Raw genomic sequence first — 25467 nt, forward strand, 5'->3', positions numbered from 1 at the left:
CGGCACTAGTTCCTGATCAGGTTTCGGCAATGCCCGCCAGCTCCACCAAGCTATTGGCCACAAACTTAGCTTCCAACCCGTGTTCCGCATCCAGCTTGTAGCGAATGGACAGGCGCAGGGTTTGCTCGTCGGTGATGCGCACGTAGCCCAAATCCTGCATGTAAGCAACGTGTTCCTCGGGCGTGGTCAGCAGCAGAGCCGGGGCGCCCGACTGGGCGGGGTCTGCATAGTGGGCGGCGTAGAACTGCTGGTAGCGGGCAAAGGCTTGTGCTTTCAGCGCCAGCAGCAGCCGCGGGGCCCGGGCCAAAAAGGCCTGAAAAGTGGCGGCATATTCATCGAGCTGCGCTGCAGTGAGCTGGTATTCCTCATCTTCCTCGAACAGTTCTTCCCCCAGAAAAACCTCGACTGGCTGCGCGAAGCCCGGCAGGGCTACGGGTTCCTGGGCGGTCAGGCCCGCCCAGCTTTCCGTCACTGTTCCCCAGAATGGGTGCGTTATCATCATCATCGGTATTGGTAGTTAATTACATGGCAGAAAGTGGCTTAGCCGCTAGCCGCGGTACAGGATGTCGGAGCGCAGCACGTACTTGCGGCCCTGGGTCACGGGGCAGCCCTTGTGGCGCAGCTCATGACGGAAGCACAATGCCGAACCGCGCCGGGGGGCCACGGTCAGGGTTTCAAACTCGGTGGCCCCACCCTCGAAATCATCGTTCAAATACAGCAGAAACGTCCAGCGGCTGGCTACCTCCGCACTGATGCGGATGCTGCCGTCCTTGTGCCGGTTGAACCGTTCCCCCACGTCGTAGCGGTAGAAGCGGAACTGCTCGTAGAGCCCGACCGGTGCGGCCCCATCGGCTTCGGCGGGCAGTCCGGACAGGTCGGGCCGCAGGCGCTGCCAGAAAGTTTCGGCCAGCGCGGCATCGGGATATTCGAGCCGGTAGTTGTTGCGGATGGATTTAATCACCTGGGCTCCGGTGGCCAGCCCCACGCCGGCTTCGGCGAAGCCCTGCTGCTCACTGCGGGCAATGAGTTGGGTGCATTCGGCCGGCGAGAGAAAGTCCGGAATTTCGAGGATGGAATCGGTCAGATAGTGCAGCGGCATCGTAGAAGAGAGAATTAAACGACCAGAAAATTACGCCGTTGGGCCCGGCTGGCCGTATCAACCAGCCTCGAACTCCTGGGGAAAACCCGCCGGATGCTCCAGCTCCATTTCCTCAACGGACTCATCGGGTAGCTCCTCCCCGCCTTCCCCGGCCATTTCGTAGGCCTGCACTACGGCCGTTAACCAGGCCGTCAGATCGGGAAAGAGCACCGGGCGGGCTTCCCAGTCGTGCCAGTGCTCCAGCACCTGCCCGGCGTGGCCGGTGAAGGTGCCGCTCAGGTCTACGCAGACATGGTCGCCCCCGCCGTTTTCCAGGAAGGGCACCCAGCCCGGCTGCCACCAGTTGGCCACAAAATCCCCGTCCTCCAGCAGCTCCCGGTTGACGCGCATGGTGTCGGCGGCGCTACTCAACGACTGCAGGCAGTTGTTCTGCACGAAGCTCTCGAAGCCCCGCTGCCCGTCGTGCCAGCCAAACCACAGGCGCAGCTCGGCGGGCAGCATCAGCCCAAATTCGGCCTCGAAAGCGGCTAGCTCGGCAGCTGTAGCGGGCGGGTTGAGCGTGGCATAATACGCCGGCCGGCGCTGCTGCAGCAGGGCGTCGAGGCGAGTGAGTAGCGTGGGGAAGGTCATGGCGGATGGAATATGCAAGCCGAAGGTTACTGTTGTCCAAGGCTACTTGCCTTTGCCGTTTTGCGCTCCAGCAGCAATTCTTGCGCCGCCTGCACGGCGGCGGGCACCATTTTCTTCTCCTGTATCATCAGACTTAGGCTTTCAGTGGATTTCCGGACAAACGTTGCTTTAAACTTGTCAATACTTTCCCGCTGGTACTCTGCTAATCGCTGCAGACTGGGCGCGGGGAACAGGTATTTTCTTAGAAATCCATGTACGGTTTTCCGGTTGGGGACATAAAAAGCAATGGCGAACAGTAGCGAAAACGGCTGTAGGCTTAGTTTACATGAGTCGTCCATTCCTATTCCTGCGGTAAGCTGATCGGGAGTAAAACAGATGACATTCCATATCCCCAGCAGCAGCATGCCAGCCACTGTAAACTTGTACAGCGGCCGGTAATAAAAGTAGAGCACTACATTCAGGGCAACGGCGGTAAAGGCCAGATAATGTCTGAAGGTGAATGCCCTATCGTAATAGGTGCCTTCGTAGAGCACCTGAGTGAACAGCGTCACAATTACCGTGTACCAACAAACCCCGGCTAGCACCAGTAGCGGTAATAGGGTCTTACGGGCTTTCAGCAACTCCATTGCTACTCTCATTACTCCACCACTTCCCGGCAGGCGCGGTACAAATCCTTCCACCCGTCCCGCTCCTTGACCACGGTTTCCAGGTATTCGAGCCACACCACGCGGTCCTGCACCGAGTCTTTAACCACGGCGCCGGTAAGGCCAGCGGCCAGGTCGGCGGTCTGCAGGGTACCGTCGCCGAAGTAGGCGGCCAGGGCCAGGCCGCTGTTGAGCACCGAAATAGCCTCGCCGGTGCTGAGCGTGCCACTGGGGCTTTTGAGCTTGGTTTTGCCGTTCTCGGTCACGCCCGAGCGCAGCTCCCGGAAGATGGTCACCAGGCGGCTGATCTGCTCGAGGCCGGCCGTGGTGGGCGGCAGCTGCAGGGCCCGGCCGGTTTTCTCGACCCGGCTCTGCACAATCTGCACTTCCTCGGCCACGGAGGTCGGTAAGGGCAGCACCACGGTGTTGAAGCGGCGGCGCAGGGCGCTGCTGAGCTCGTTCACGCCCTTGTCCCGGTCGTTGGCGGTGGCAATGACGTTGAAGCCGCGCGTGGCCTGCACCTCGGTGGCCAGCTCGGGCACCGGCAGCACCTTTTCCGACAGCACCGTGATAAGCGTGTCCTGCACGTCGGCCGGAATGCGGGTCAGCTCCTCAATGCGCACCAGGCTGCCTTCCTGCATTCCCTTGAGCAGCGGCGAGGGCACCAGGGCGGCGGCCGAGGGCCCTTCGGCAATGAGGCGGGCGTAGTTCCAGGAGTAGCGGATGGCGTCTTCCGAGGTACCGGCCGTGCCCTGAATCAGCAGGTTGGAATGCCCGCTAATGGCGGCCGTCAGGTGCTCACTCACCCAGCTTTTGGCCGTGCCCGGCACGCCCAGCAGCAGCAGGGCCCGGTCGGTGGCCAGGGTGGCTACGGCAATTTCCATCAGCCGCCGCTGCCCGATGTACTTGGGCTCAATCTCGAAGCCGTTGTCCAGGGTGCCGCCCAGCAGGTAGGTTACCACGGCCCAGGGCGAAAGGCACCAGTTGGGCGGCTTGGGCCGGTCGTCGGCGGCCACCAGGGCGGCTAGCTCTTCGGCGTATTGCACCTCGGCGTGAGGGCGCAGAATATCGGGGGCGGGGGTAGCAGACATAGACGGGAAAGTTGAAGGCGGAAGTAAAGAAAGGTGGCTACGGTTCGTCGGAGCCGGGTGGCTCGTCCAGCGACAGGGTCAGCTGCCGGCGAAAGTCCAGCGCCGCCAGGGTTTCCTGAATTTCGCCGCTGAGCGGGCCGGGCACTTCCGTAAGCGGGGTGAGCAGCGCGGCGCAGCGGGCGAAGTCGGCCTCGTCGGCGTAGGCCTGCAGGTTGTAGAGCATTTGCTGCAGCTGGGGCCAGGGTACTTGGCCCGGCAAGCCGGGGGTAGTGTGCGCGGCGGCAGCCAATTCCAGCACGGACTCCGTTAGCTCCCGCGGCCAGTACTCCCACGCAGCCAGCTGCAGGGTTTGCAGGGCCGCCGGCGTGATGGCGCTCCGGGGCGGCAGCAGCTCCCGCAGAAAGTCGTTTTTCTGGGCGAGCGGCAGCACGTTCAGCAGTTCCTTGGCCTGCTTGGGCGCCAGAAAAGCCTGCCCGGCGTGCTCCGTCAGCAGGGCCTGCGCCCATTCCGCATCCCGATGCAGGTGTGCCGCCTGCGCCCAGGCCGTGCGCAGCAGCTGGGCCCATTCACTGTCGGCAGTCCGGCGCAGCAGCTCGGCCGGGGCCAGCTGCCAGTGCGCCGACCAGCGGCCGGGTGGCAGCAACGCCAGCATCTGCCCCAGCCAGCCCGCCCGTTCACCGCCCTCGAAGCGCTTGTCTTTGGCCTCGATGCCAGCCAGCTGCCAGTCCTTGTGCCAGGCCTCGGGCAGGTACACCTGCAGCCCACCTGCGGCAGCGGGAGCCAGTAGGAGCAGCGGGGCGGCCAGGGCCCAGAGGCGGGTGAGTAAGGGTGAGTCGGGCACCCGAGCCAGCAGGGCAGCGGCGGTCTGCCGCACTTCTTTACTGCCCGAGCGGAGGTAGGGCTCTAGCAGTGGCACGTCGGCGGCCGTCACCGACTGGCGCAGCTCGTGCAGCAGGGTCGCCTGGTCGGCGGCGGCTTCGGTGGGCAAGGCCGTGGCCAGGAGCTGGCGTAGCTGCGCGGGCTGGGTGCGGTGCAGCCAGCGCACCAAGTGCCGCCGCCGATGCAGGTTGGCCGTTTCCCAATCAGAGGGGTCGGAAAATTCGGGAGCCAGCATGCCTTGCCAGGCCGGGTTGAGGGCGGCCAGCCACTGTCCCCGAGCTCCGGCCGCCGCCCCAGCCTCCGTCAGGTCGATGCGCAGCATGTCGTGCTCAAACACCGCTGGCAGCAGATAGTGTGGAATGCGCCGCTGCCGGGCCACCACCCGCGGCAGGTAGCTGCCGCCAAAAAAGCTGAAACGCCGGTTATCGAGCATCTGCTGCAGGCACTGTGCGCCGGTCGGGCCCAGCGGTGGCCAGGCTTCGGGGCCGGCTGGGGCTGGCGCCTGCGTGGCCGCCGCCGGCACCAAGCCCGCCTTGCGCACGAGGGCCAGCGCGCCGGCGCTCAGCAGCACCTGCGCCTCGCGCGAGGCCGCTGCCGGGAACTCACCCGGCGGCATGGGCACTGCTTCCCCGCTTTGGTGGGTACCCAGCAGGGCTACGCGCAGCAGCTGTTGCCAGTCGGAGGAAATATTCATATGCCGGCCGATACGGGCGCCGCAGCGCTGGTAAAACTAATGGGAAGTAGGACCTGGCCGTCCCACTCACCAAACACGGTAATGGGATACCCGCCGCTGGCCGCCAGCAGCCCCCAGCCCAGTTGGCTGTCCGGGTGCAGGGGCAGGGCTTGTCCGCTGGCCGGGTGCAGCAGCTGCAGGTCGCCGTTGGGCAGCAGCACGGGCACCACGCCGGCCACCGTGGCGGGCCATTGGCGCAGCCAGGGCTGCTGCCCCAGCGCGCGGGCGTAGCCGTCGAGCAGCTCTGCGGGCGCAAGGCCGGGCGGCAGGATGTCGCCGCGCAGGCCGCAGTATTCCCAATCGGCCGCTGCCGCTGCGCGCAGCGGCAGCGTGCCGGGGTAAAAGGCCAGCCCGCCACGGTACGTGCCAAAGGGCAGCAGCGGGGTGGCGAAAGCCTGTCCACCGAAGGAGTATTCCAGCACGAGGGCGTAGCGCCCGGTGCTTATGCCCCAGAGCCAGGCGCGGCGCACGAGCAGACGTTCCTCCTCGGTGGTCACCAGGCCCACCACCAGCCAGGTATCGGCCACGGCGGGCTGGCGGCCAAGCACGTCTTCTTTTTTCACGTTTACCCCAACGAGCTGCAGCACGTCGGCGCGGCGCGAAGCCGGCAGCTGGTCAAGGCGCCCGAAAGCCTGGGTTAGCAGATACAGCTCCCCGAGGCGCCCGAGTAGCCGCTCGGGCCACTGCGGCCCCGTGTAGCGCAGGCCGGCCACCTCCCGCACCGTGGCCGCCAGGCCGGGCAGTTGGGCATCCACGAGGCGGGCAGCCTGCTGCTCCCAGAAACTGGCTGGGGCGCGGTCAAGCTGGGCCAGGCCCTGGCTAACTATATCAGTAAGCCACCGCTCCAGCTCCTGCGCTCCGAGCTGCATCCGCTCCAGCCGCTGGCTTTCCCGCTTCTGCCGGGCCGCATTGTCGGTTTCGTCGACCGGTGGAGCCACGTTTTCGGCCTTAGCGGGGGTTTGCCGGGTTTGGCGCTTACTCAGCCATTCGGTTAGCCACTCGGGCTCGGGCAGGGGGCCAAACCGCTGGGGCTCCCGGGCCAGCAGCAGCAACAGACCCACGCCGTGCTTGCAGGGAAACACCCGGCTCGGGCAGGAGCACTTAAAGGCCGGCTCCCCCAGGTCGACGGCCGTTTGATAGGGCCGGGCCCCGCTGCCGGCGCATTCCCCCCAAACGGCCCGGCTGGTAGTGCCCAGGTTCTGCCAGGGAGCCGGGCGGGCCAATTCCAGTCCCCGTTTCAGCGTCCCGGCATCGGGTACCAAGGCCCGCACCTGCTCTTCCGTCCAGACCACTTACTTCTCGTGTATTCGTTTTTCTTCGTATAACTGCACTGCGCCGGCAAAATAGCGGTTCGGGCGCAAACCACCACGCTGGACAGCCCTGCGCCCCGGCCAGCTGCGGGCACCTTCGCTGCCCCACTGCAAATTCCTCTACGTACGGAGGCAGATAATTCAGATACCAGCGACGCGGGCGTTAACTCCTTGCATACAGGCGGAATAATTGCGCGTAAATTCTGCCAGAATAAAAGCGTCGATTTGTAACTCCCCCGCTTGCCCCTCCTATTTCTTCAGTTTTCTAATTTAGGCCGGCAGCCCGGGCAATAGTTCATTTACAACCTGGCTTATTACCTGTAGTACCGGTAGATGACGCCCGGCTACCACACAAAAAAAGGAGCCTACAAGCAGGCTCCTTTTTTTTGTATTTAATCGGAAAATAAAATTTCCGGGAAATTACTACTCAGCAGAAGCAGCTTTGGGCTTACGGCCGCGCTTGGCTCCATTCGGGTTGGTGGTACGGGGCTTGCGCACCTTAGGAGCGGGCTGATAATCGTCGGCTAGTACGGTTTCCATGTCGGCTACGGCCTGATTTAGCGCATTAATAGCGGCCGAAACACCGCGGAGCGCCTTGCGCAAATCCTTTTTTACGACCTCGCTGCTTTTCGCAACTTTGAGCACCTCTTCGAATTGGCTGAAATCTAGGGCCATGCTGAAGTTTATTTAAGTGGATGGAAGGGAAAAGCCAATGCATGCTTGACTCTGCCGCAAACGTAACATATTCATTTTCGTTTTCACTTATTTAAATAAATATTTTTAACGCGGCATATTTTTTCTCTTCAGCTCCGTATGATTTTAGGTACCCCTGTCGACCTTCGGCCCTACCAGCTGTGAACGAGCAACAGCCTTATCTGCTTTCCTGCCTTGGAAATTGCACGGCCAAGTACTGATTTCGTAATTAGGCCCTACGGCGATTAGTTAAGCGAAGCCTATTTGTAGCCTGTTGCAAACGAGCCATTTTCGAGTCGCTTTTTATTGCTTAAGTATTGCTGTTACCGTTGCGCAGCACTCACGTAATCAGTACCCCTGCCCCGGATGATTGCCGTCTTATGCGGCCTAAACCGACTACACAACTGCCTATTGGTGGCAAGTCAGGGCCGCAGCCACAGCAAGGCCGCCCAAGGGCTACAACTCCAAAAATCAGCGGCAGCAAATCCAAAGTTTGCCGGAACGCTGGGGTTCTGCTGTTCGTGCTGTTTATGGCAAGAGAGTTTAACTTCTACTTAGGAATCAGACCGGCGCTGTCGGCTTCGGTTAAAAAAGAGTCGTCTTTCTTAACTGAATGCATGCAAGGTATTTTCAGGGTAATAAGCAGGTAGCCCAAAACCACTCCTGTCAAAATGTGAAGCCTTAATTTATAAATACTTATATCTACACCATACCCCTACTGCGCCCGGCGCAGCATAAAGTCCGGCTGGTCGGCCTTACCACAGGAAGCCCCGATGGCTAAGGTGCCGGTGAGTTTCGCCACGTCGGCCGCCGGGACTTTCTCATAGCACCTCTCGCTGCCTCCTGCTAGAAAGACGAGCACAACCAAGGCGGAGCGCAGCAGTACTGGCATGACGAGAAGGTTAATGACTTGACCCGTAGGAATATACAGAATTTCTATACGTCAACGGTCTGACCGGGTAAGCATCTGTCGCAATTGCCCCTAAAAAGGGCGCAGGTACACCCCGTGTTTCGAACGGGTGGTGGATACCTTTACTCCGTCACGTAACCACTACCCCATTCGACCATGAAACCACGCACTCTTACCCGCCTGTACTGGGCCCTGACCGGCCTGTTCACCATGCTGATGCTCATGGACGGCGTAGCCGGCATTCTGCAGGTAGCGGACGGTCAAGCGGCCATGCATCAGCTGGGCTACCCCGTGTACCTGATGACCATTTTGGGCACGGCCAAGATCCTGGGGAGCGTAGCCCTGCTACAGCCCTTCTTTCGCACGGTCAAGGAATGGGCCTACGCCGGGTTTGCTATTAGCTTCATCGGAGCTGCGTTGTCCTGGGCCCTGAGCGGTGGCGGCGTTGGGATGGTGCTGCCGCCCGTGGTGATGCTGGTGGCCCTGCTCGGCCTGCACGCGCTGTGGCGCCAGTACGAGCGCCGCGACAAGTCCACTACTACACTACCAGAATACACCTCAGCAGAGGCAGTATCCGTTTCCTAATAAAAATCCCGTCCATGAGAGGGCTTTGGGTTTTGCCCATTGTCCCCAGAAAAACGAGCCGCGGAGTAAATAACGTCACCGACCATTTGACCTGAGAAAACAAAAGCCCCGGCCAAGGGGCTTTTTGCATGTTTACCAGCCTGTATTAGGTCTGCACGAGGGACCGATAGATACGCTGACCTGACCCCAGGCTTGCTGGCGTTGGGCAACATGGTTGAGCAGATCAGCCACCGGCTGAGCCACGACAACTCCCCACTACACCTGCACTTACAAGGGCCAACCAGGATTTACTCATCATCAGTTTAGAACCGTAACTTATTGCCGCTCATTCAGTTCAAAATCAATTTCAGTATTCTTACCGAGCAGCTTTCAACCTTCTTTTATGAGCTTTATGATACTGTAAATCATACCAAATACGCTCGAGGTAATTAGTATGTATGATGACAATATTTGCCCTTTCTCGCTGCGCCCAGGCTGAAGAAATAAGTCAGGGTATTCCGGGTCATGAAGCAATTTTACTGACTGAAGTGACTTTGCCTTTGTAAAAAACTCTTTGTCAATCGTTGCCGAATTCTCTTTTCCTTGATAAGAAAAGTACAGATAATAAGAACGTCTTCTGCCAATTTGTGACTCTTTCGCACGTAGCACGGCTACCAGAACTGACTTTTGGGCTTTTTCTACCTGTAAGGATTCTTTTTTTCTAATCAGGACTGCTATAAATAATACACAAAAAGCGGTACACAAGACAAAAATAGCCAACCACTTATTTAAGATTTTCATACTCTTTTTGACGAGAAACACGAGTGCTATCTGATAGTGACTTGTTTGACTTAGTTGAGTTGGGGCGAATTTCTGCGCTCTTGAATACTAACTATCAACTGCTTGCACAAACGTGACTTTGGCAGCCACGTTGGATTCTACAATACTCCTTTCTGGCAGGGTTTGCGTAGCCTGGTAAAGTATACCATTAGCCTTGATCATAGGCGCTGGTGCTAGTGCTTTATGCTTGCTGTAAATTTTCTGCTGCAATACAATAGAGCAAAGCAGCCTCCATACCTATTCGATGAACGCTCTTCAGCTGGTGTATAGACGTCGTTGAAACAGACTCCGCAGTAACTCTGCTTCAAGAGGGTCGTGCTCCGACTACGAGAATATCAGAAGCAGGCACCGGGCCAAGTGGGAGAAGGAAGTTGCGACAACCTCTGGAAGCGGCCATGCCTACGGGCCGCTAAAGAATTCAGATGGGCCTCTTATCATGTTCACATCACGCAGTGAGTCTATATAGCTCGCTCAAGTACGCCACAGAAGCGACTTTTTTAGCAGCTATTCTACCCGTGCCCCCGTCATGCCTTTCTCGCACTATACTTTCCGCGCCCTCCCAATTGAAGAACAGCTCAAAGTGCTCTGGGCTGAGGGCACTTTCCTTGCCGCCCGCTGGCAAGAGCAGGACCGCGTATACCTTTACCATGTTGGCTCCTTTTTCACGGAGGTCTACTGCGACCTAACCAAACACAAGAGACTGAGCATCCGAACCTGCACGAACTCGGAATGGCTAGAAGGCTACGCGGTGTACGTCAGGCTAGATGACTTACCGATATAGCAGAAGCCTCGGCCGCCAGCAAGTCGCTAGCATGCCGCTACGGGCCGCTACTGCCAAAACGACTACAAAAAAATTGAGCACCTTTCGTCGAAAGGTAATAGCGCCCCGGACACAAACAGACGCAGTAGTAGTAACAAAGGGGCACACCACCCCCCCTTGCAAGCACTCGGTTTACAAGGGGTTTCAGGGTAATGAGCCCCCAACCGCAAGATGGGCTTTGCCGTTTGCTTCCGCTATTTGCTCATTTTCTGCACGTGGACATTGCGCAGTTGCCGGCGGATCTTGCGCTGCACGTACTCGATGCTGCCCTCCTTGAGCCCCAGCGGCTCATGACGGTAGATCCGCATGACCTCGACGCAGGTAGTAATCTCACTCTCAATGCCTTCATTGAAATCGTCCTCAACCCAGTCGAATTTGAGGCCGGCGAGCTTGAGTAACGTGGTTGGACAACCAAGGCAGCAAAAAGCAGAGCAGACTAGGCACGAAAAAGCCCCGATCTGGTGAATCAGGGCTTTGACGAATGGTTGTGGAAAGAGAAAGGGTTAGTTGGGGTAGTGCGTGTAATCGACCCCGCCGATGTAGACGGTGTACTCAAAACCATCAAAATCGGCGTAGCCGTATTCGATCAGCGTCGAGCCGCTGTACACGCGGAAGTCGGTTTCGCTGTCATACACGTAGGTCAATGTACCCAGGCTGTTGACGGAGGCGTACTTACGAACGGCGATTTTTACTTGGGTATCGATGACGCCCGAACGTAAGACCAGCACGGAGGCAGCCCGGGATACAGGGGCGGAAGCGGCGCTGCCGAAAGCCAGCAGCAACGTCAGGGACAGGGTACGGAACAAGATTTTCATAGCGTTGATAGGAAAAAAGAATGGTGATTGGATGTGGCAAACCTATCTGCTTTCCACCCAGGCAACAAGGTCACTCTTGCTCGAATTGTGACATGCTATAGACCCCTCCAGGCCTGTGTTGCTGTCCAAGGCTCCTGCGTATTATATTACATTGACAACATTTGTCCGGGCTGGGATTCACAGATGCCTGGCGCCGGGACAAAGGAGCACACCAACAAAAAACCCCTTGCAAACACTCGGTTTACAAGGGGTTTCCAGGGCAATGAGCCCCCAGCCGGGATCGAACCAGCGACCTACTGATTACAAGTCAGTTGCTCTACCAGCTGAGCTATGGAGGCGAATTGTGGTGCAAAACTAGCGCTTCGCACCAAATTCCCAAACTAGGAGCGAATAATTTTCAATTGTTTTTTCAGGCCGTCGATCCGGCCTTTGGCTTCATCAATCCGGCCCTGGTACTCTTCGCGCAGCTGGCTAGCATTTTTGGAACGCGCAAAGAACTCAAGGTTAGTTTGTAACGTCGCAATGTCGTTTTCCAGCTCGTTGATCTCGCGGCGCAAAGCCTGCTCCTTGCGGTAGAGGGCCTGCTGGGAATCGGGGCTAGACTTGAGGCGTTCCACTTGCAGCTGAAACAGCAGATCGGCGCGCTCAGCGTAGGACAGGCCCGGCACATGGTCCAGATATTTGCCCATCAACGACTGGAATTTTTCCTCAGCGCGTTCGGCTGAGCCGCGGGGGCCGCCCGAGGCGCCATCAAAGTTGCGCCACTCTTCCACGTGCTGGCGGAAACCTTCCAGCGTGCCCGGCGCATCCACCGACAGTGCCGTTACGGCTTCCGCCACCCGGTCGAGGTGGGTGGCCTGCTCCTGCGACACCTGCTGGGCTTGCTGCACACGCTGTTTGGCTTCCTCGTTTTTGCGCTCGAAGAAGGCATCACAGGCGGTGCGGAAGCGGTTCCAGACTTTATCCGACTGCTTTTCCGGCACCCGGCCGATGAGCTTCCACTCCTTCTGCAGGCGAATCACGATTTCGCGGCCTTCCTCCCAATTCGGGTTTTGCAGAGCGGCTTCGGCCTGGTTGCACAGGTCGAGCTTGCGCTGCAGGTTGGCGTTCTTTTCCTCGTCGAGCGACTTGAAGAATTGATTTTTGCGCTGGAAGAAGCCTTTGTAGGCCGACCAGAACTGCTTGTTGAGCTGCTCGGCTTTGTCGCGGGGCACGAGGCCGGCGGCATCCCATTCTTCCTTGAGCTTCTGCAGCTCATCGGTTTTGGCCCGCCACTCGTTTACCCGCTCGGTCTGGAACTCGGCGAAGGGCTTGATCTGCTCCAGCAAGGCCGTTTTACGGGTCAGGTTGGCATTTTCCTGGGTCGAGCGCACGTTCAGGAACTCCTTCTTGCGGTCGTGCACTTTCTCCGAAGCCTGCAGGAAGCGGTTCCAGATGGCGTCGCGCTGCTCGTTGGCCACGGGGCCCACGTGCTTCCACTCCTCGTGCAGCTGGCGCAGCTCCTGCAGGGCCTTATTGATGCTGGGCTGCTGGGCCAGGGCCTCGGCGCGCTGAATCAGTGCTTCCTTGGCTTCGAGGTTGCGGCGGCGGTCCAGCTCCTTCATTTCGAAGAACAGACCGCGGTTGTTGTAATAAATATCGAGCAGGGCGTGGTAGCTGTTCCAGATTTCCTGGGCATCCTTCTGGGGCACGGCACCAGTGGCTTTCCAGTCGTTCTGCAAGGCTTTGATGCGCACCGAGCTGTCCTTGGTTTCGGCCGACTCCACCAGCTGCCGCAGTTGGGAGAGCAGATACTGCTTGTGAGCCAGATTTTTAGCGCGCTGCTCATCCTCGGCGCGGGCGTCCTTGGCGCGGCTGTCGCGGAACTCCTGCAGGGCGCGGGTCAGCTCGGCGTGGCCTTCGGGGCCGGGATAGGCAAAGTCGTCGGCCTCGCCCCCGCCTTCAGTGAAGCGCTGCCGGGCCGCGGTGCGGTCGGCGTTGATGCTGGTTTCGTACTGGCGGTAGAGGTCGAAGATCTGCTTGCGGTTCTGGCGGGCGTCGGGGCGGCGCAGCAGCGTGAGCAGGTGGGCGGCCTGGGCCGGCAGATCCAGGGTGGAGAAGTCGGGTACCGGAATTTCGGGTACGTACTCTTCCTCTTCCTCCGTGCCCGCGCCTTGAGTTGCATCGGCGGCTTCGGCGGCCTGCGCCGCGTCGGCGGCCGATTCGTTGTTAGAAGTTGGCAGGGCGGCAACGGGCGCGTCGGCCGTTTCGATGTCGGCGGCCGTGTGCAGGGCTACAATGGGCTCGTGCACGGCGTCGGGCTGGGCGGGGCTAGCGTCGGCACTGGCCGGGGCCTCCGCAGTTACGAGTGCCGTGTCGGTCAGGGTAGTGGCTTCGGCGGTGGTTGCCTCGGGCGAGGCGCCAGCGGCCGAGGGAGCCTGAGTTGCCGCTTCGGCCGACTGCACACCGGGGTTTTCCTGGCCGTAGTGGCTTTCGGCGCGGGTCAGCGACTCAGATGCCTCACCGGCACGCAGGGTGGCAGCCGAGTCGGCGGAGGCTTCAGTAACGGCCGCGGCGGGCTCGGCCGTGCCGGCGCCGGGCGCTTCGGCTACGGGCGGGGTACCCTGGGCGGGGCGCTCGGTAATTTCGTTGGTCGTGGTGGAGGCTACGGGCGCCGGGGCGGCGGGAGCCGGCTCGTTGGGGGCAGCAGCAGCCTGAGCAGGCGGCGTAGCAGCTTCATCGGCCGGGTTCTGCTTGGCCTGGATTTCGGCCAGACGGCGCTCCAGGATGCTCATCGGCGACTCCGAATTGTCGTCGGAGTGGTTGGGGGCGGTGTTTTCGTTTTCAGGTAACATAGGTCAGAGGAAAATGGCCCGGCGTAGGAAAGAGTGGGTGGCCCGGCAGCGAAGAAAGCAAAAGCTAGTTTAGGCGGGGGTCGAGGGGGTAGTTGGACAGCACCCGGTAGCGGCCGCCTTTTTCCCGCAAAATGGCTTGCCAGAAGGCATCATTGTCCAAAGTAAATACTTTCCCGGCAGCATTGGGGTGGACAATCCAAACATTTTCCTTCACTTCCTCCTCCAGTTGGCCGGCCGTCCAGCCCGAATAACCCGCGTAGAGGCGGATATCGTCGGCGGCTAGCTCCCCGCTCAGCAGCAGGCCGAGCACCACCTGAAAGTCGCCGCCCCAGTACACGTCCTGCCCCAGGCTGATGGCGTTGGGCACGTCGGGGCGACGGTGCAGGTAGTGGAGCGTGTCGGGGTACACGGGGCCGCCCAGCCCCAGCGGCAGCTTGGCCGCGGGCGAGGCGTCGCCGCCGGGCAGCTCAAGCACGTCGCCGAGCAGCAGGTTGGAGGGCCGGTTGAGCACCAGGCCGTAGGAGCCTTCTTCCTCCGAGTAGTGGCACATCAGCACCACCGTCCGCTCGAAGTTAGGATCACCTAGGAAAGGCTGGGAAATGAGCATACTGCCGGGACGGGGACGAGGCATCGGAAGAAGTGCTTGGGATGGAACGAGACGTACAATACGAAGTTGGCGCGGGCGCAGCCGCTTTTGAGAAAGGCTTCTGCTCCGGCGCAAGTTCCAAGAGGCAAGCCTGAAGTACGACAAACCCGGACCACGCTTGGCCGGGGCTGGCCGCCCCCACTAGTAACTTTCCGGGCGGCTGCGGGTTTGGGAAGCCGGCAGGTTTTCGGCGGATGAACCGGTGTAAAGGAAACTTTTTTCCGGTAAAAAGCTAGTCCGCAACGGAGTAGTTCCGCCGAAACCCGTTACCGCGAGGCACAGCAAACCGCTTGATCTGGCTCCCGCCCAGCCAACCGTTCTTTTTTGCGTTGAACTTCCGACCTTCGCCCGGCCGGCGCCGGGGCCTTCCCGGACCGGCCGCCAACCCTTCTTCTATGACCGACCAACAACTTGCCGACCTGCGCCAGACCTACGCCCAGCGCACCCTCTCGGAAGCCGATGTGCAGCCCGATGCCGTGCGGCAGTTCCGGCAGTGGCTCGACGAAGCCCTAAGCGCCCACCTCGACGAGCCCACGGCCATGACCGTCTCCACCGTGAACGGCCAGGGTCAGCCCTCGGCCCGGGTGGTGTTGCTCAAGGGCCTGCCCGATGACGCGGGCTTTCTGTTTTATACTAACTACGACAGCCGCAAGGGCCACGATCTGGCCGGGCAGCCCCTGGCCGCGCTGACCTTCTTCTGGCCCGGCCTGGAGCGGCAGGTGCGGGTGGAAGGCCGGGTGGAAAAAGCGCCCGATAGTATGTCGGACACTTACTTCCAGAGCCGGCCCCGCGGCAGCCAGATCGGGGCCTGGGCCTCGCCCCAAAGCCAGCAGATTGGCAGTCGGGAAGCGCTGGAAGCCCAGGAAAAGCAGGTTGAGGAGCGCTTCGCGGGCCAGGACCCGCTGCCCCGCCCCCCGCACTGGGGCGGCTACATCGTGCGGCCCCACCGCATTGAGTTCTGGCAGGGCCGCCCCTCCCGCCTCCACGACCGAATCGTGTACGAGCGCCAAGGCGCAGCCTGGACCCGCACCCGCCTGGCTCCTTGATGGTGAAATGCTGAACTGGGGAACTAGTGAGTTTGCCATTCCAGATGCGCCATGTGCGCGGTCAGAACGTCAAACTCACCCGTTCACTAGTTCACCATTTCACAACTTCACCCATCCACAACTTCACCCATTCACAGTTTGGCTGAAATTCAACCCGTGCGCGGCTGGCGCTATAACGCTGAGCTGAGTGCGCACATCGACGACTACGTTTCACCGCTGTTCGATGTGGTGTCGCAGAAGCAGCGCGAGGCGCTGTACCGCAACGAGCTCAACAGTATCCACTTATCGGTGCCCCGGGGCGAGGACCCGGCCGGGGCGGCCCTGGCGCGGCTGACGGAGTGGCAAAACGCGGGCGTGCTGCGCCAGGACGAGCTGCCGGGCATCTACGTGTACTACCAATATTTCCGGCTGCCGGGCTCCTCGCGCGAGTACTGCCGCAAGGGCTTTATGTGCCACATCCGGGCCTACGACTGGAGTGAAAACGTGGTGCTGCGCCACGAAAACACCCTGCCCGCCGCCGTCAACGACCGGGCCGAGCTGCTGGCCCGCACCCAGTTTCAGACCAGCGCCACCCACGGCCTCTACCGCGACGACGACTTCGAGCTGGAGCGCTACCTCGACGAGGCCATGCAGGACCCGCTCTACCAGACCGAGGAGGACTACCAGGGCGCCCGCGACGTGCTGGCCGTCATTCAGGACGCGCAGGTGATTCGGCGGTTTCAGCAGGTACTCAGTCGGCGCGAAGTGATTCTGGCCGACGGGCACCACCGCTACGAGGGCTCGTTGGCCTACCGCCAGGCCCGCCTGCTGGCCGAGCCCGGGCACACCGGCCGGGAGCCCTGGAACTACCATTTGATGTACCTCACCAACGCGGCGGCCGACGACCTGCGCATCCTGCCCACCCACCGCCTGCTGCTGGAGCTGCCCGGGGGCCTTTCCGACGCCGAGTTCCTGGCCCGCCTGGAGCCCTACTTCACCCAACTGCCCCTGGACGACGCCTACGATTTGCCCGAGCGGATTGCCGGCAAGCCCTGGGCCTTTGGGCTCTACCTGGGTGGGCAATCCTTCAAGCTGCGCCTGCGCCCTGAGGTGCACGCCCAGCTGGACTGGGACACTACGCCCGAAGTCAAAAACCTGGACTTGACGGTGCTGCACTACTTCGTACTCGAAAAAGCCCTCGGCATCATCGGGCCCGACGCCCAGCGCAGCTGGCCCGGCGTGGCCTACGTGCGCACCTTTTCCGAGTGCCTGAGCCGCGTGGACCGGCAGGAGGCCCGCGCCGCCCTCATCGTGAATGAGGTGACGATGGAAGAAGTCGAGCGGGTGTGTCACTCGGGGGCCGTGATGCCGCCCAAATCCACGTTTTTCTACCCCAAAACCATCGGCGGCTTCCTCTTTACTTCTATTCGCGACGACGAACACGACAATGGCTTCTACGCTCCCCACTTTGCGCCTGATTCTGGCCTCTAACTCCCCGCGCCGCCGCCAGCTGCTTACCGACCTGGGCCTGCACTACGAAGTCCGGTTGCAGGAAGTCGATGAAAGCTTCCCGCCTACGCTGCGCCGGGCCGAAGTGGCCGAGTATCTGGCCGCCCACAAAGCCGAGGCCTACCGCGCCGGCCTGGCCCCCGACGAAGTAGTGCTCACCGCCGACACCATCGTGTGCCTCGACGACGACGTGCTCAACAAGCCCGCCGACGAAGCCGAGGCCATAGCCATGCTCACCCGCCTGCAGGGCCGCACCCACGACGTGTACACCGGCGTGTGCTTGCTCACCGGCACCGGCCACCGCGTCGTGTTTTCGGACCAGACCCGCGTGTATTTCCGGAGCTTGACGCCGGCCGAAATCGAGTTCTACGTGCGTCAGTACCAGCCTCTGGACAAAGCCGGGGCCTACGGCGCCCAGGACTGGATTGGCATGGTGGCCGTCACCAAGCTCGAAGGCTCCTACTTCAACGTGATGGGCCTGCCCGTGCACCGGGTATGGACGGAGCTGGAAAAGCTGGGGCTGGCCCGGTTGAGTTAGAGCGACTTATTTTATTCCCTGCTTTACCTACCTGAGCTAGATGCCCAGCCGGTTTATGCAGCTACCCAGTACCTGCCGCGACGCTGCGACAAATACTGGGTAGCTGTGGAAGTTGGGGCGATTAGCAGCTTAGAGCCAAGTCTGTATTCGGCCCGGCACATCTGCCGCTAAACCTGCGGTTTCGGGTAAGGCTCCGTCAGTATGCCCGCGGCGATGGCGCCCTTCAGCTTGCTAGCAAAGCCCAACATCTTAGCGATGCGCGCGGCCTCATCGGGCTTAAGGACGCTCGACTTATCGTCGGGCGTAATTTGCAGCCATACCCCGGCCACCTGGGGCGCCGGAATGCGGAACACGTAGTCGCCGGCCATGGAGTAGCTGCTGGCCGACTTGGAAGTGGCACTCGAGGACTGCTCCCGGGAGGTGCTGAAGCACAGGAAGCCGCCGCCCTGACTGGAGTTGCTTTCCGAGTGGCTTTGCAGGGCCTGGGTTTTGTCGGTGGCGCACTTGATTTTGATGGTCACGTCCTTTACCAGCAGCAGGGCCACCGGGTAGGCCGGAAACAGGCCATCATTGATTTTAGCGCAGTTTTTGGCAGCCTGGCCGGGGGGTACTCCGCCCCCGAGGTTATCCGCTACCAGAGCCGAGCGGACCCAGCCTTCCTGCGGCGGGGCGGCCGGCGTGGTCAGCGGCGTATCAATTACCCGGAAGTATTTCTTCGACAGGTTGAATATTTCCGGGTGCATCCAGGGCCGCTCAATCAGCACCTTGGTGGCCAGCATTCCGATCTGAATACTGGATGACTGGGCCAGATAGTCGCTGGCAAAGCTTTCCGACGCGCTGCGGCTGGAGCCTCCGGCACTACCAAAGAACAGGTCGACCTGCCAGTTGGACTGCGAAAACGAGGTGCTGGTTGTCGAGGCGGTAGCCATGGCCGACGTATCGACCTGCATGGTTATTTCCGTCCAGCGGCGGTTCAGCTCCGAATCAGTGGTGCTCGGGAAGTCCGGCGACGTCGGGTTCTTGTCGTTCGGATTTACGGGCGGCGCGGTGCGGAGCTGATAGGCCCGGTACGCCGACGATTCCAGGTTGGCAATCTGCTGCTGCAGAATCGTCAGCTGGGAGTTGAGCTGAGCCAGCACGGGAGCAATGATTTCGCGCAGGCCCTCCGCCACTTTGGTTTGCAGGAATGCCGTGGCTTTGGCGCCCAGGGTGCTGCCGGCGGCTACCATGCTGCCGGTATCGGCATTAAGCTGGTCCATGTTATCCTTGATGTCTTTGGCCGCTGCCTTCCACTCGACATCCGTTAGTTGTTTGGCATTCGGGTTCATGTCCTTCGCCAGGGCATTGGTTTCGGCTACCACCTCCGGCTTCACGGCGTCCTTGCTGCCCTTCTTGTTCTGCAGAAAGATTTTCACGGCCAGCAAGGACGCCGCCGTGTAGTTAGTAATCAGTTTGCTGCTGCTGGCCCGATAGACTTCCGAAGCCTGGTCGAATTCGGCCAGGGCATCGGCCATTTCCTGCTTGCTGACGTTGGGCATCTGGGCCAGAACGGCATTCCAGGCCGCTATTTGGTTGTGCAGCTGCTGGGTGCACATATCCAGGTAACGCTGCTGGGCGTCGGGGGCCGAGAGCAGGTCCGTAAACTTGGTAGAGGGCACCAGCGTGTTGCCCCAGTCCTTGGGAATGGCCGCGGCGGGCAAAAACTGGCTGCCGATTTGGGCCGGCACGGGCAGCGGGGCGTTGCGGATGTCTTCCTTGGCCCGCAGCAACGCCGCCGCATCGTGGGTGTCCAGGATGGCAATGGCATCTTCGAAGGCGTTCAGCGGAAACTCGGCAATCATGCGGTTGTAGCTGGCGTTGATGTCGTCGATGTAGGCCGCCGCGTTGTTTTCGTACCACGTGATGTAGTCGTCCCACCAAGTGGCGTCGCCGCCAGCTTTGAGGCGGCTGAGTTCAATGGTTTTGAGCTTGCTCCAGGCTTCGCGCTTGGCCGTCCAGGTGCCGTGCAGCAGCTCGAACTTATCGAGCAGGCTCATGGTCACCGTCTTGCCGTCGATGGTGGCCGTGGTTGACTGCTCCAGCCGCTGCCGGATCATCTCCTGCAGCGTGAGTAAGTCGCCGTTGGGCACAGGGCCGTAGTGCTCAATGGTTTGCTGGTAGCGGTCCGAAACCCGGGTACCATCGGGCTGGGTGATGGTGGCCACGGGGTAATACTGGTCGAACAGCGTGGATTGGGCAATTTCGAGGCTGGGCGGCAGCGGACCGTAGGCCAGGGCCCCGGCGTAGCTGTTGGCATCAAGCGTAGTGCCGGGCCAGACCAGGGAAAACAGCTGCTTAGCGTTGGAGTTACCAAAAACGTCCACAAATTTTGCGTAGAGCTGGTCTACAATGGACATCTGGGCCGGAGGAGCATCGGCTAACGCCTCCAGCTCCAGCTCATGGCCTTGCGGCTCGTTGGGCGTGGCCGCTGGTTTGACAGGTCCGGCGGCCCTGGTTTTGCCGGCGGCAGGCATGGGCTGCGCGTTGCGCTCGGTTACGGCCGTGAGCAGCTCGGTTTCTTCGGTCAGCTGTTCCGATTGGGTAATTAACTGGTCTTCCATGGGTAATCAAAAGTGAGGAGTGGAATAATCGACGGGTAGCAGATTCGCGAGATGCTGAGACAAACTTCCCGCTTCCCCTCTCATTTTTTCAGCGTAGAAACACCCCAGTTGCTAAATCGAGTGTTTCTACCTGCCCCATCGGCCCATGCCCATCCACACTTTTCTTATCCCCGCCCGCGGGTAGCTTGGTGCCGATGACAGCCAGCAGTTAAAATGAGAGCCCACCCGTGCCGGCACGGGTGGGCTCTCATTTTAACTGCGTGAAGCCGGCCGTACGGCTCCGGAAGCTACTTCAGCCGGTCGGAACGCAGTAAGGCTTCCGGGCAGTAGTAGTCGGCGTACACGAGCGGGGCATTCGCTTTACTCTGTTTGGTAGCCCGGATAACGATTCGAATTTAGCGCACCCAGATCTGCTGCCGCTCCGGGGCGCCGCGACCCTGCAGATGGACCCAGTACGTGCCCTGGGGCCAATTTCTCACGTCCAGGGTCACGTCGGCGGCCTGCACCTGCTGCTGCAGCATGAGCTGGCCCGAGGACGAATACACGCGCATGGTTCGGGGCGCCGCCGAGGCGGTGTGCAGCTGAATTTGACCCGAACCCGGGTTGGGATACAGCTCCGGGGCACTGCTGAGCTGGTCGGGGGCGGTGCGGGCGGCGGGACTGGTGAAGTGGATGCGCGACACGTACCCATAGCTGGTACCCGCCGGCGCGGTTAGCGTGGTGGGGCCAAAGCTGCAGGTGCCCTGCCAGCTGCCGGTCCAGAAGGCTACGCCCGGGCCATACTGGGCCACGTCGGTCGCCTTGCTGCTGCCCGGACCAGTAGCCGTTAGTGCCCACTGATACACACCGCTAGGCGCGTAGCTTACTAGGCGGGAATAGTCGGAAACGGCATCAATACCGACGGTAGCCAGCACGTTGGCAGCGCCGGCCGCTACGTGTACATTGGTAGCCGCGGCCCCGAGGGGGCGCACCCAGGCCGTGGTGCCGGTGGCCGCGTCGAGGCGGCCCAGGTAGCCGGTGGTGGGGTTGCCGGTGGTGAGCGTGTAGATTCCCCCGAAGCTAACGGTGCCGCCAAAGGTGCCGCCCACGTAGCAAAAGCCGTCGTACAGAGCCAGGCCGGTGCCATCGGCCCGGTCGGCGGACACGGTGCCGGTCGTGCCTTTCAGCCAGACAGCAGTTCCCGTACCCGGATTCAGCCGGGCCACGAACGAGTGCGGATTGAACAGGCCGTTGTCGGCCAGCTGCAGGCCTCCCAGCTTCAGCCCTGTCGTGAAGCGGCCTGTGACGTAGCAGTTGCCCGCCCCATCGACGGCCACTTTGCTGGCCCAGGAACCCGAAGCGGAGGAAATGCCCCCGTTGAGCGGATCAATAGCTCCGGCCGTAACCCAGTTGACGGCACCCGCCGCGCTGTACGCAGCCACAAAAGCGGCGGCCCGGCCGCCAAACACCGCATACGAGCCAAACGTGACGTTGCCGCTCACAAAGCCCGTTACGTAGCCCACGGCCCCGGGTCCGACTGCCACGGCCAGCGCCCCCGATGCCGACTCATTAGTGCCCACGCGCCGACTCCAGTAGGCGCTGCCGGTGCTGGCCGAGCAGCGCATGACCAGCACGGAGGAGTAACCCAAGGAGCCGGCCAGGCTGCCCGTACCGGTATTAGCAGTCAGCGTACCCGTAAACCGGCCAACCACGTAGAGCCCGCCCTGCCCGTCGGGCGTGATGCCGGCCCCGGAGGCGGAGGCTCCGCTGCCGCCCACCTGCCGGGCCCAGCTGAGGTTGCCGTTGGCATCGAGGCGGGCCAGAAACACGTCGGATGCCCCCACCGGCGCCAGGGTAAGCACACCGTTGAAGTTGGGAGAAGTGAAGCTCACCGGGCTGCTAAAGCTGCCGACTACGTACATCCCCCCCGAGCCGTCGGCGGCCACGCTGGCCACGGCCACCTGCTGCAAGCTCCGGGTCCATTGCCAGGACGCCTGCCCCAGAGCCGACTGAATAACGCATAGAATTCCCACCAAAGCCAGTCCAATCTTTTTCATAACCCCACGAATTAAAAATGAAAGCAACACCTGCGGGCCGCCGACGGGCAAGCTATTTTGTCCAGCCGAGCCATTCGGCTACCAACTGCTCAACTTCTTCCGGCGCACCCACCCAACAAGGAATGATTCAAAATTATATAATTAATATTCTATATAAAATCACATGATAATGTGGCTCCGCCAATCGGGCTGCAGCAAGCAGCCCGGTTTCTGGTCAGACTTGGTTTGATCCTAATGAAAAATGCAGCCGCTGGTCCGGCCAGTCCAGGCCGCAGTAGTGGCCGCTACTTCAGCTTCAGCCGGTCGTAGCGCAGCAGAGCCTCCAGGTAATAGTAATCAGCGTACACCAAGGGAGCATCGACTTCGGTTTTAGCGGGCTTATGGGCCACGCAGTGCTTGATCAGGAAGTTCTGGTTGTCGCCCAGGGCGGCGCGGTAGGCGGGGCTGCTCAGGCTCACCAGCATCTGCTCGGCGGCCTGGCGGTAGCGCTTGGCATCGGCGGCGGGGCTGTACTGCTGCAACTCCAGCAGGGCCGAGGCCACGATGGCCGCCGCCGAGGCGTCGCGCTCCTCGGTGGGGATATTTGGGGCGTTGAAGTCCCAGTAGGGAATCTTGTCCTTAGGCAGGTTGGGGTGATTCAGGAAGAAGTCGGCCGTTTTGCGGGCCTGCTGGCGGTAGCGGTCCAGCTTGGTTTCGCGGTAGAGCATGGTGTAGCCGTAAATGGCCCAGGCCTGCCCCCGGGCCCAGGCCGAGTTGTCGGCCGCGCCCTGGGCCGTCTTGCGGGCCAGCACCTGGCCTTTATCGTCGTAGCAGACCACGTGAAACGTGCTGCCATCGGGCCGGAAGTGGTTCTTGAGCGTGTTGTCGGCGTGCACGATGCTCAGGTGACGCAGCGTGGAGTCGGCGCTGGTGCGGGCGGCCCAGCAGAGCAACTCCAGGTTCATCATGTTGTCGATAATGACCGGGTACTGGTAACCAGCAAAGCTATTCCAGGACTTAATCAGGCCCACCTGCGGGTTGAAGCGCGTAGCCAGCGACTGGGCGCCGGTGAGCAGCACGGGCTTGTAAGCGGGGTTCTGGGTGAGGCGGTAGCCGTTGCCGAAGGGGCAGTACAGCATAAAGCCCAAATCGTGGGTGCCGGTGTTGTGCTGCTCCTGCTGCATGGCCTGGGTCCACTGGTCGGCGGCCTGCTGCCACTGGGGCTGCTTGGTGTACTCGTACATGTACCAGAGCGTGCCGCCAAAAAAGCCGCTGGTCCACCACTCCGACTTGGTATCTTTCAGCGAGCCGTCGGGCCGGGTAGAATAGGGAAATTGCGTCCGGTCGGGGTGAGTTTTGAGCAACTGGGTGAGCTGCTCCCCGGCCCGGGCAAACTCCTGGGGCACGTTGATTTTCCGCTTTTGCGCCGCGGCTGATAAGGTAGTAAACAGGGTTAAAAGCGCCGCCAGGGCGGGTACGAATACTGCGGAACGTTTCACGGGCTAGTAGTTGAAAAACAGGAAGACCTCGGGGAGAGTGGGCGCAAGTAAGGATAGTCTGGGCATACTTGCGTATCCGGGCCGGTCAAAAGCAGCTGGCAGGCCTCAAGCGTTTCAGCAGGAGCAGCTGGCAGGAGTGGCTTGACCCGAAACCAAACTGGGCCCCGCGCGGCTGCGTAAGGGCCAGCAGCCGGGCCGTAGCGCGGCATAACCGCCGGCCCGAAGTAATTGTCTTTCTTTGCCCGATGCTCCACAGCCTGTTATTCGCGCCCTTTGCCGATGCCGCCCGCCAGGCGCACTACGACGCCCTGCAGGCCGCGCTAGCCGCCGAAGCCCCGCCCACCACCACCCTGCTGCTGGGCAACTTTACCCTGGGCGAGGAAAGCTTCGACGCCGTCGTTATCCGGCCCCGCAGCATTACCACGCTGCTGGTGCCCGGGCCGGGCAAGCTGAGCGGGTCGGAGCTGGAGAATCTGGCCGCGACCTTCCAGCGGCAGCAGCAGGTGCTGGCCGCCTGGCTCAGCGCCGACCTGGGCCCCGCTCCTATTTCCACTTCCGACGTGACAGGTTTGGTCGTATCCGAAGACGCCGGAGAGCTGGCCCCGGCCCTGGAAACGCACCTGCGCCAGCTGCCCACGGCCGATAGTCTGGGCTTGCTGCGGCAGCCGGCCCACCTGCCCCGCCGCCTCTGGAGCCTGACCCGTACAGGTGTCGAACTGCCGGAAGCGGCGCTGGCAAGCTGGTTTACGGCGCTGGCCGGCGAGGCGGCAGCCGAGGCCGACGACGTGGTGGAAGAAATGTCGGAGCTGGTGGCACCGATGGGCTTCTGGGAGCACCAGGCCCGGCAGCTCTGGCGCTGGCTCGGGGCCGAAGATGTGCCCCACGACCAGCCCTACGGGGGCTATTCGGCCCCGGAAGCCGTGGCCGCCCGCCAGGACGAAAAAGCGCGCCTGGAGCAAATTCGCCAGCAGGTGCGGGCCGAGCTGCAGGCGCAAAACCATGCCGCCGCGGCCCGGGAAGCCGCCCGGGAGCAGACCATTGCCCAGCTCCAAGCCCAGCTGCGGCAGGCCTCGGCGGTGGCCCCCGAAACGGCCGACCTGCAAGCCCGCCTGGCCGCTGAAACCCGGGAAAAAGCCGCGCTGGCCGAAGCCGTACGCCAGGCCCAGGCCGAGCTTGCCGCCCGTAACCGTCAACTCGATGCCCGCATTGAGCAACTGGGCCAGGCATTGGAGCAACTGCAAGCCCGCCCGGCGCCGAGCCCAGCCTCCCCGCTCCCACCGCCAACTTCACAGCCCCCGGCCCCACTAGCCGGAGCGGTCCGCTCCGCCCCGGCTGCCCAGGTGCGCCGGGTAGCAGCCCCTCCAACACCAGCGCCGATCTGGCAGCTGCGCTGGCACCGGGTGGCCGTGGTGGCCGCCGTAGCGGGCGGTTTGGGCTGGGGCGTGTGGGGCGCTATTCACTTGGCCGGCAAGCTGACCTCCGCTCCCAAGTCCGAAGCCACTGCCGGCCGCCGCGCCCAGCTGCCGGCCACGCAAGACCAGCCCACCGCCGCCGAAACCCCGGTCTTCGCAGATTCTACCGAAGATGCCCGAGCTGAGGAGCCGGTCATTATTGACTCGGCGGCCACTCCCACGCCAGCCGCCGATTCCTCCGAGGTGATGCCCGAAGTAGCTGAGCCGAATTTGGATGATACAAGCCCGGCGGGCGACTAGTTAGCCTGGTAATAACGAGCCTGGTATACAGCCAAAAAGGGCCCCCGAATTGCTCCGGGGA

The 25467-nt window shown here is 61.6% G+C and carries 20 protein-coding genes and 1 tRNA gene; 5 read left to right on the forward strand and 16 right to left on the reverse strand.

Annotation, left to right across the window (positions count from 1 at the left end; genetic code table 11):
- Nucleotides 1–16: 16 nt before the first annotated feature.
- From CLV45_RS09500 to CLV45_RS09535, 8 genes are all read right to left on the reverse strand, one after another.
- On the reverse strand, nucleotides 17–499 hold the full coding sequence (locus tag CLV45_RS09500) for a hypothetical protein (protein WP_170061834.1): 483 nt from the start codon (nucleotides 497–499) through the stop codon (nucleotides 17–19).
- A 48-nt stretch (nucleotides 500–547) separates the two neighbouring features.
- Nucleotides 548–1099, reverse strand: a complete 552-nt coding sequence (locus CLV45_RS09505) for a prolyl hydroxylase family protein (protein WP_100336120.1) — start codon at nucleotides 1097–1099, stop codon at nucleotides 548–550.
- Nucleotides 1100–1156: 57 nt separating this feature from the next.
- Entirely contained in the window at nucleotides 1157–1747 is a 591-nt protein-coding gene (locus CLV45_RS09510) for an SMI1/KNR4 family protein (RefSeq protein WP_157807395.1), read from the reverse strand.
- Between the two features lie 8 nt (nucleotides 1748–1755).
- A complete protein-coding gene (locus tag CLV45_RS09515) occupies nucleotides 1756–2355 on the reverse strand; it encodes a hypothetical protein (RefSeq protein WP_170061835.1) in 600 nt (199 codons plus the stop codon).
- Nucleotides 2356–2366: 11 nt separating this feature from the next.
- Nucleotides 2367–3464: an ATP-binding protein gene (locus CLV45_RS09520; protein ID WP_100336123.1), complete on the reverse strand. Its 1098-nt coding sequence runs from the start codon at nucleotides 3462–3464 to the stop codon at nucleotides 2367–2369.
- 37 nt (nucleotides 3465–3501) lie between these two features.
- Nucleotides 3502–5037, reverse strand: a complete 1536-nt coding sequence (locus tag CLV45_RS09525) for a DUF5691 domain-containing protein (protein ID WP_100336124.1) — start codon at nucleotides 5035–5037, stop codon at nucleotides 3502–3504.
- A complete protein-coding gene (locus CLV45_RS09530) occupies nucleotides 5034–6368 on the reverse strand; it encodes an SWIM zinc finger family protein (protein ID WP_100336125.1) in 1335 nt (444 codons plus the stop codon). Before CLV45_RS09530 ends, CLV45_RS09525 begins: the two co-directional genes overlap by 4 nt.
- A gap of 441 nt (nucleotides 6369–6809) precedes the next feature.
- Entirely contained in the window at nucleotides 6810–7061 is a 252-nt protein-coding gene (locus CLV45_RS09535) for a hypothetical protein (RefSeq protein WP_100336126.1), read from the reverse strand.
- 1084 nt (nucleotides 7062–8145) lie between these two features.
- Here CLV45_RS09535 and CLV45_RS09540 point away from each other — a divergent pair.
- A complete protein-coding gene (locus CLV45_RS09540; RefSeq protein WP_100336127.1) occupies nucleotides 8146–8574 on the forward strand; it encodes a DoxX family protein in 429 nt (142 codons plus the stop codon).
- Between the two features lie 369 nt (nucleotides 8575–8943).
- On the opposite strand, the gene CLV45_RS09545 is transcribed toward CLV45_RS09540, so the two are convergent.
- The 5 genes from CLV45_RS09545 to CLV45_RS09575 form a co-directional block, all read right to left on the reverse strand.
- A complete protein-coding gene (locus CLV45_RS09545) occupies nucleotides 8944–9354 on the reverse strand; it encodes a hypothetical protein (protein ID WP_100336128.1) in 411 nt (136 codons plus the stop codon).
- 1362 nt (nucleotides 9355–10716) lie between these two features.
- The gene (locus CLV45_RS09560; RefSeq protein WP_100336131.1) at nucleotides 10717–11028 is read right to left on the reverse strand and encodes a hypothetical protein; all 312 of its coding nucleotides are present in this window, start codon (nucleotides 11026–11028) and stop codon (nucleotides 10717–10719) included.
- A gap of 265 nt (nucleotides 11029–11293) precedes the next feature.
- Nucleotides 11294–11366 (reverse strand) — tRNA-Thr (locus CLV45_RS09565).
- Between the two features lie 42 nt (nucleotides 11367–11408).
- Complete coding sequence (locus tag CLV45_RS09570) at nucleotides 11409–13862, reverse strand: DUF349 domain-containing protein (protein WP_100336132.1); 2454 nt, start codon at nucleotides 13860–13862, stop codon at nucleotides 11409–11411.
- Nucleotides 13863–13926: 64 nt separating this feature from the next.
- The gene (locus tag CLV45_RS09575; RefSeq protein WP_100336133.1) at nucleotides 13927–14493 is read right to left on the reverse strand and encodes a YqgE/AlgH family protein; all 567 of its coding nucleotides are present in this window, start codon (nucleotides 14491–14493) and stop codon (nucleotides 13927–13929) included.
- 410 nt (nucleotides 14494–14903) lie between these two features.
- Here CLV45_RS09575 and pdxH point away from each other — a divergent pair, with 410 nt between their 5' ends.
- The 3 genes from pdxH (at nucleotide 14904) to CLV45_RS09590 (ending at nucleotide 17580) form a co-directional block, all read left to right on the forward strand.
- Entirely contained in the window at nucleotides 14904–15554 is a 651-nt protein-coding gene (gene pdxH, locus CLV45_RS09580) for a pyridoxamine 5'-phosphate oxidase (RefSeq protein WP_100336134.1), read from the forward strand.
- 138 nt (nucleotides 15555–15692) lie between these two features.
- Nucleotides 15693–17024 (forward strand): DUF1015 domain-containing protein, encoded by a 1332-nt coding sequence (locus CLV45_RS09585; RefSeq protein ID WP_100336135.1) that lies wholly within the window; start codon nucleotides 15693–15695, stop codon nucleotides 17022–17024.
- Complete coding sequence (locus tag CLV45_RS09590) at nucleotides 16981–17580, forward strand: Maf family nucleotide pyrophosphatase (protein ID WP_100337003.1); 600 nt, start codon at nucleotides 16981–16983, stop codon at nucleotides 17578–17580. Before CLV45_RS09585 ends, CLV45_RS09590 begins: the two co-directional genes overlap by 44 nt.
- Before the next feature lie 167 nt (nucleotides 17581–17747).
- Here CLV45_RS09590 and CLV45_RS09595 read toward each other — a convergent pair whose 3' ends face one another.
- From CLV45_RS09595 to CLV45_RS09605, 3 genes are all read right to left on the reverse strand, one after another.
- The gene (locus CLV45_RS09595; RefSeq protein WP_100336136.1) at nucleotides 17748–20180 is read right to left on the reverse strand and encodes a hypothetical protein; all 2433 of its coding nucleotides are present in this window, start codon (nucleotides 20178–20180) and stop codon (nucleotides 17748–17750) included.
- 395 nt (nucleotides 20181–20575) lie between these two features.
- Nucleotides 20576–22216: a T9SS type A sorting domain-containing protein gene (locus CLV45_RS09600; protein ID WP_100336137.1), complete on the reverse strand. Its 1641-nt coding sequence runs from the start codon at nucleotides 22214–22216 to the stop codon at nucleotides 20576–20578.
- A 284-nt stretch (nucleotides 22217–22500) separates the two neighbouring features.
- Nucleotides 22501–23694: a glycoside hydrolase family 88 protein gene (locus CLV45_RS09605; RefSeq protein WP_317045100.1), complete on the reverse strand. Its 1194-nt coding sequence runs from the start codon at nucleotides 23692–23694 to the stop codon at nucleotides 22501–22503.
- Nucleotides 23695–23939: 245 nt separating this feature from the next.
- On the opposite strand from CLV45_RS09605, the gene CLV45_RS09610 reads away from it, so the two are divergent.
- The gene (locus CLV45_RS09610; RefSeq protein ID WP_100336138.1) at nucleotides 23940–25406 is read left to right on the forward strand and encodes a hypothetical protein; all 1467 of its coding nucleotides are present in this window, start codon (nucleotides 23940–23942) and stop codon (nucleotides 25404–25406) included.
- Nucleotides 25407–25467: the final 61 nt, after the last annotated feature.

The sequence above is a fragment of the Hymenobacter chitinivorans DSM 11115 genome, from assembly GCF_002797555.1.
In the GTDB taxonomy this organism is placed as follows: Bacteria; Bacteroidota; Bacteroidia; order Cytophagales; family Hymenobacteraceae; genus Hymenobacter; species Hymenobacter chitinivorans.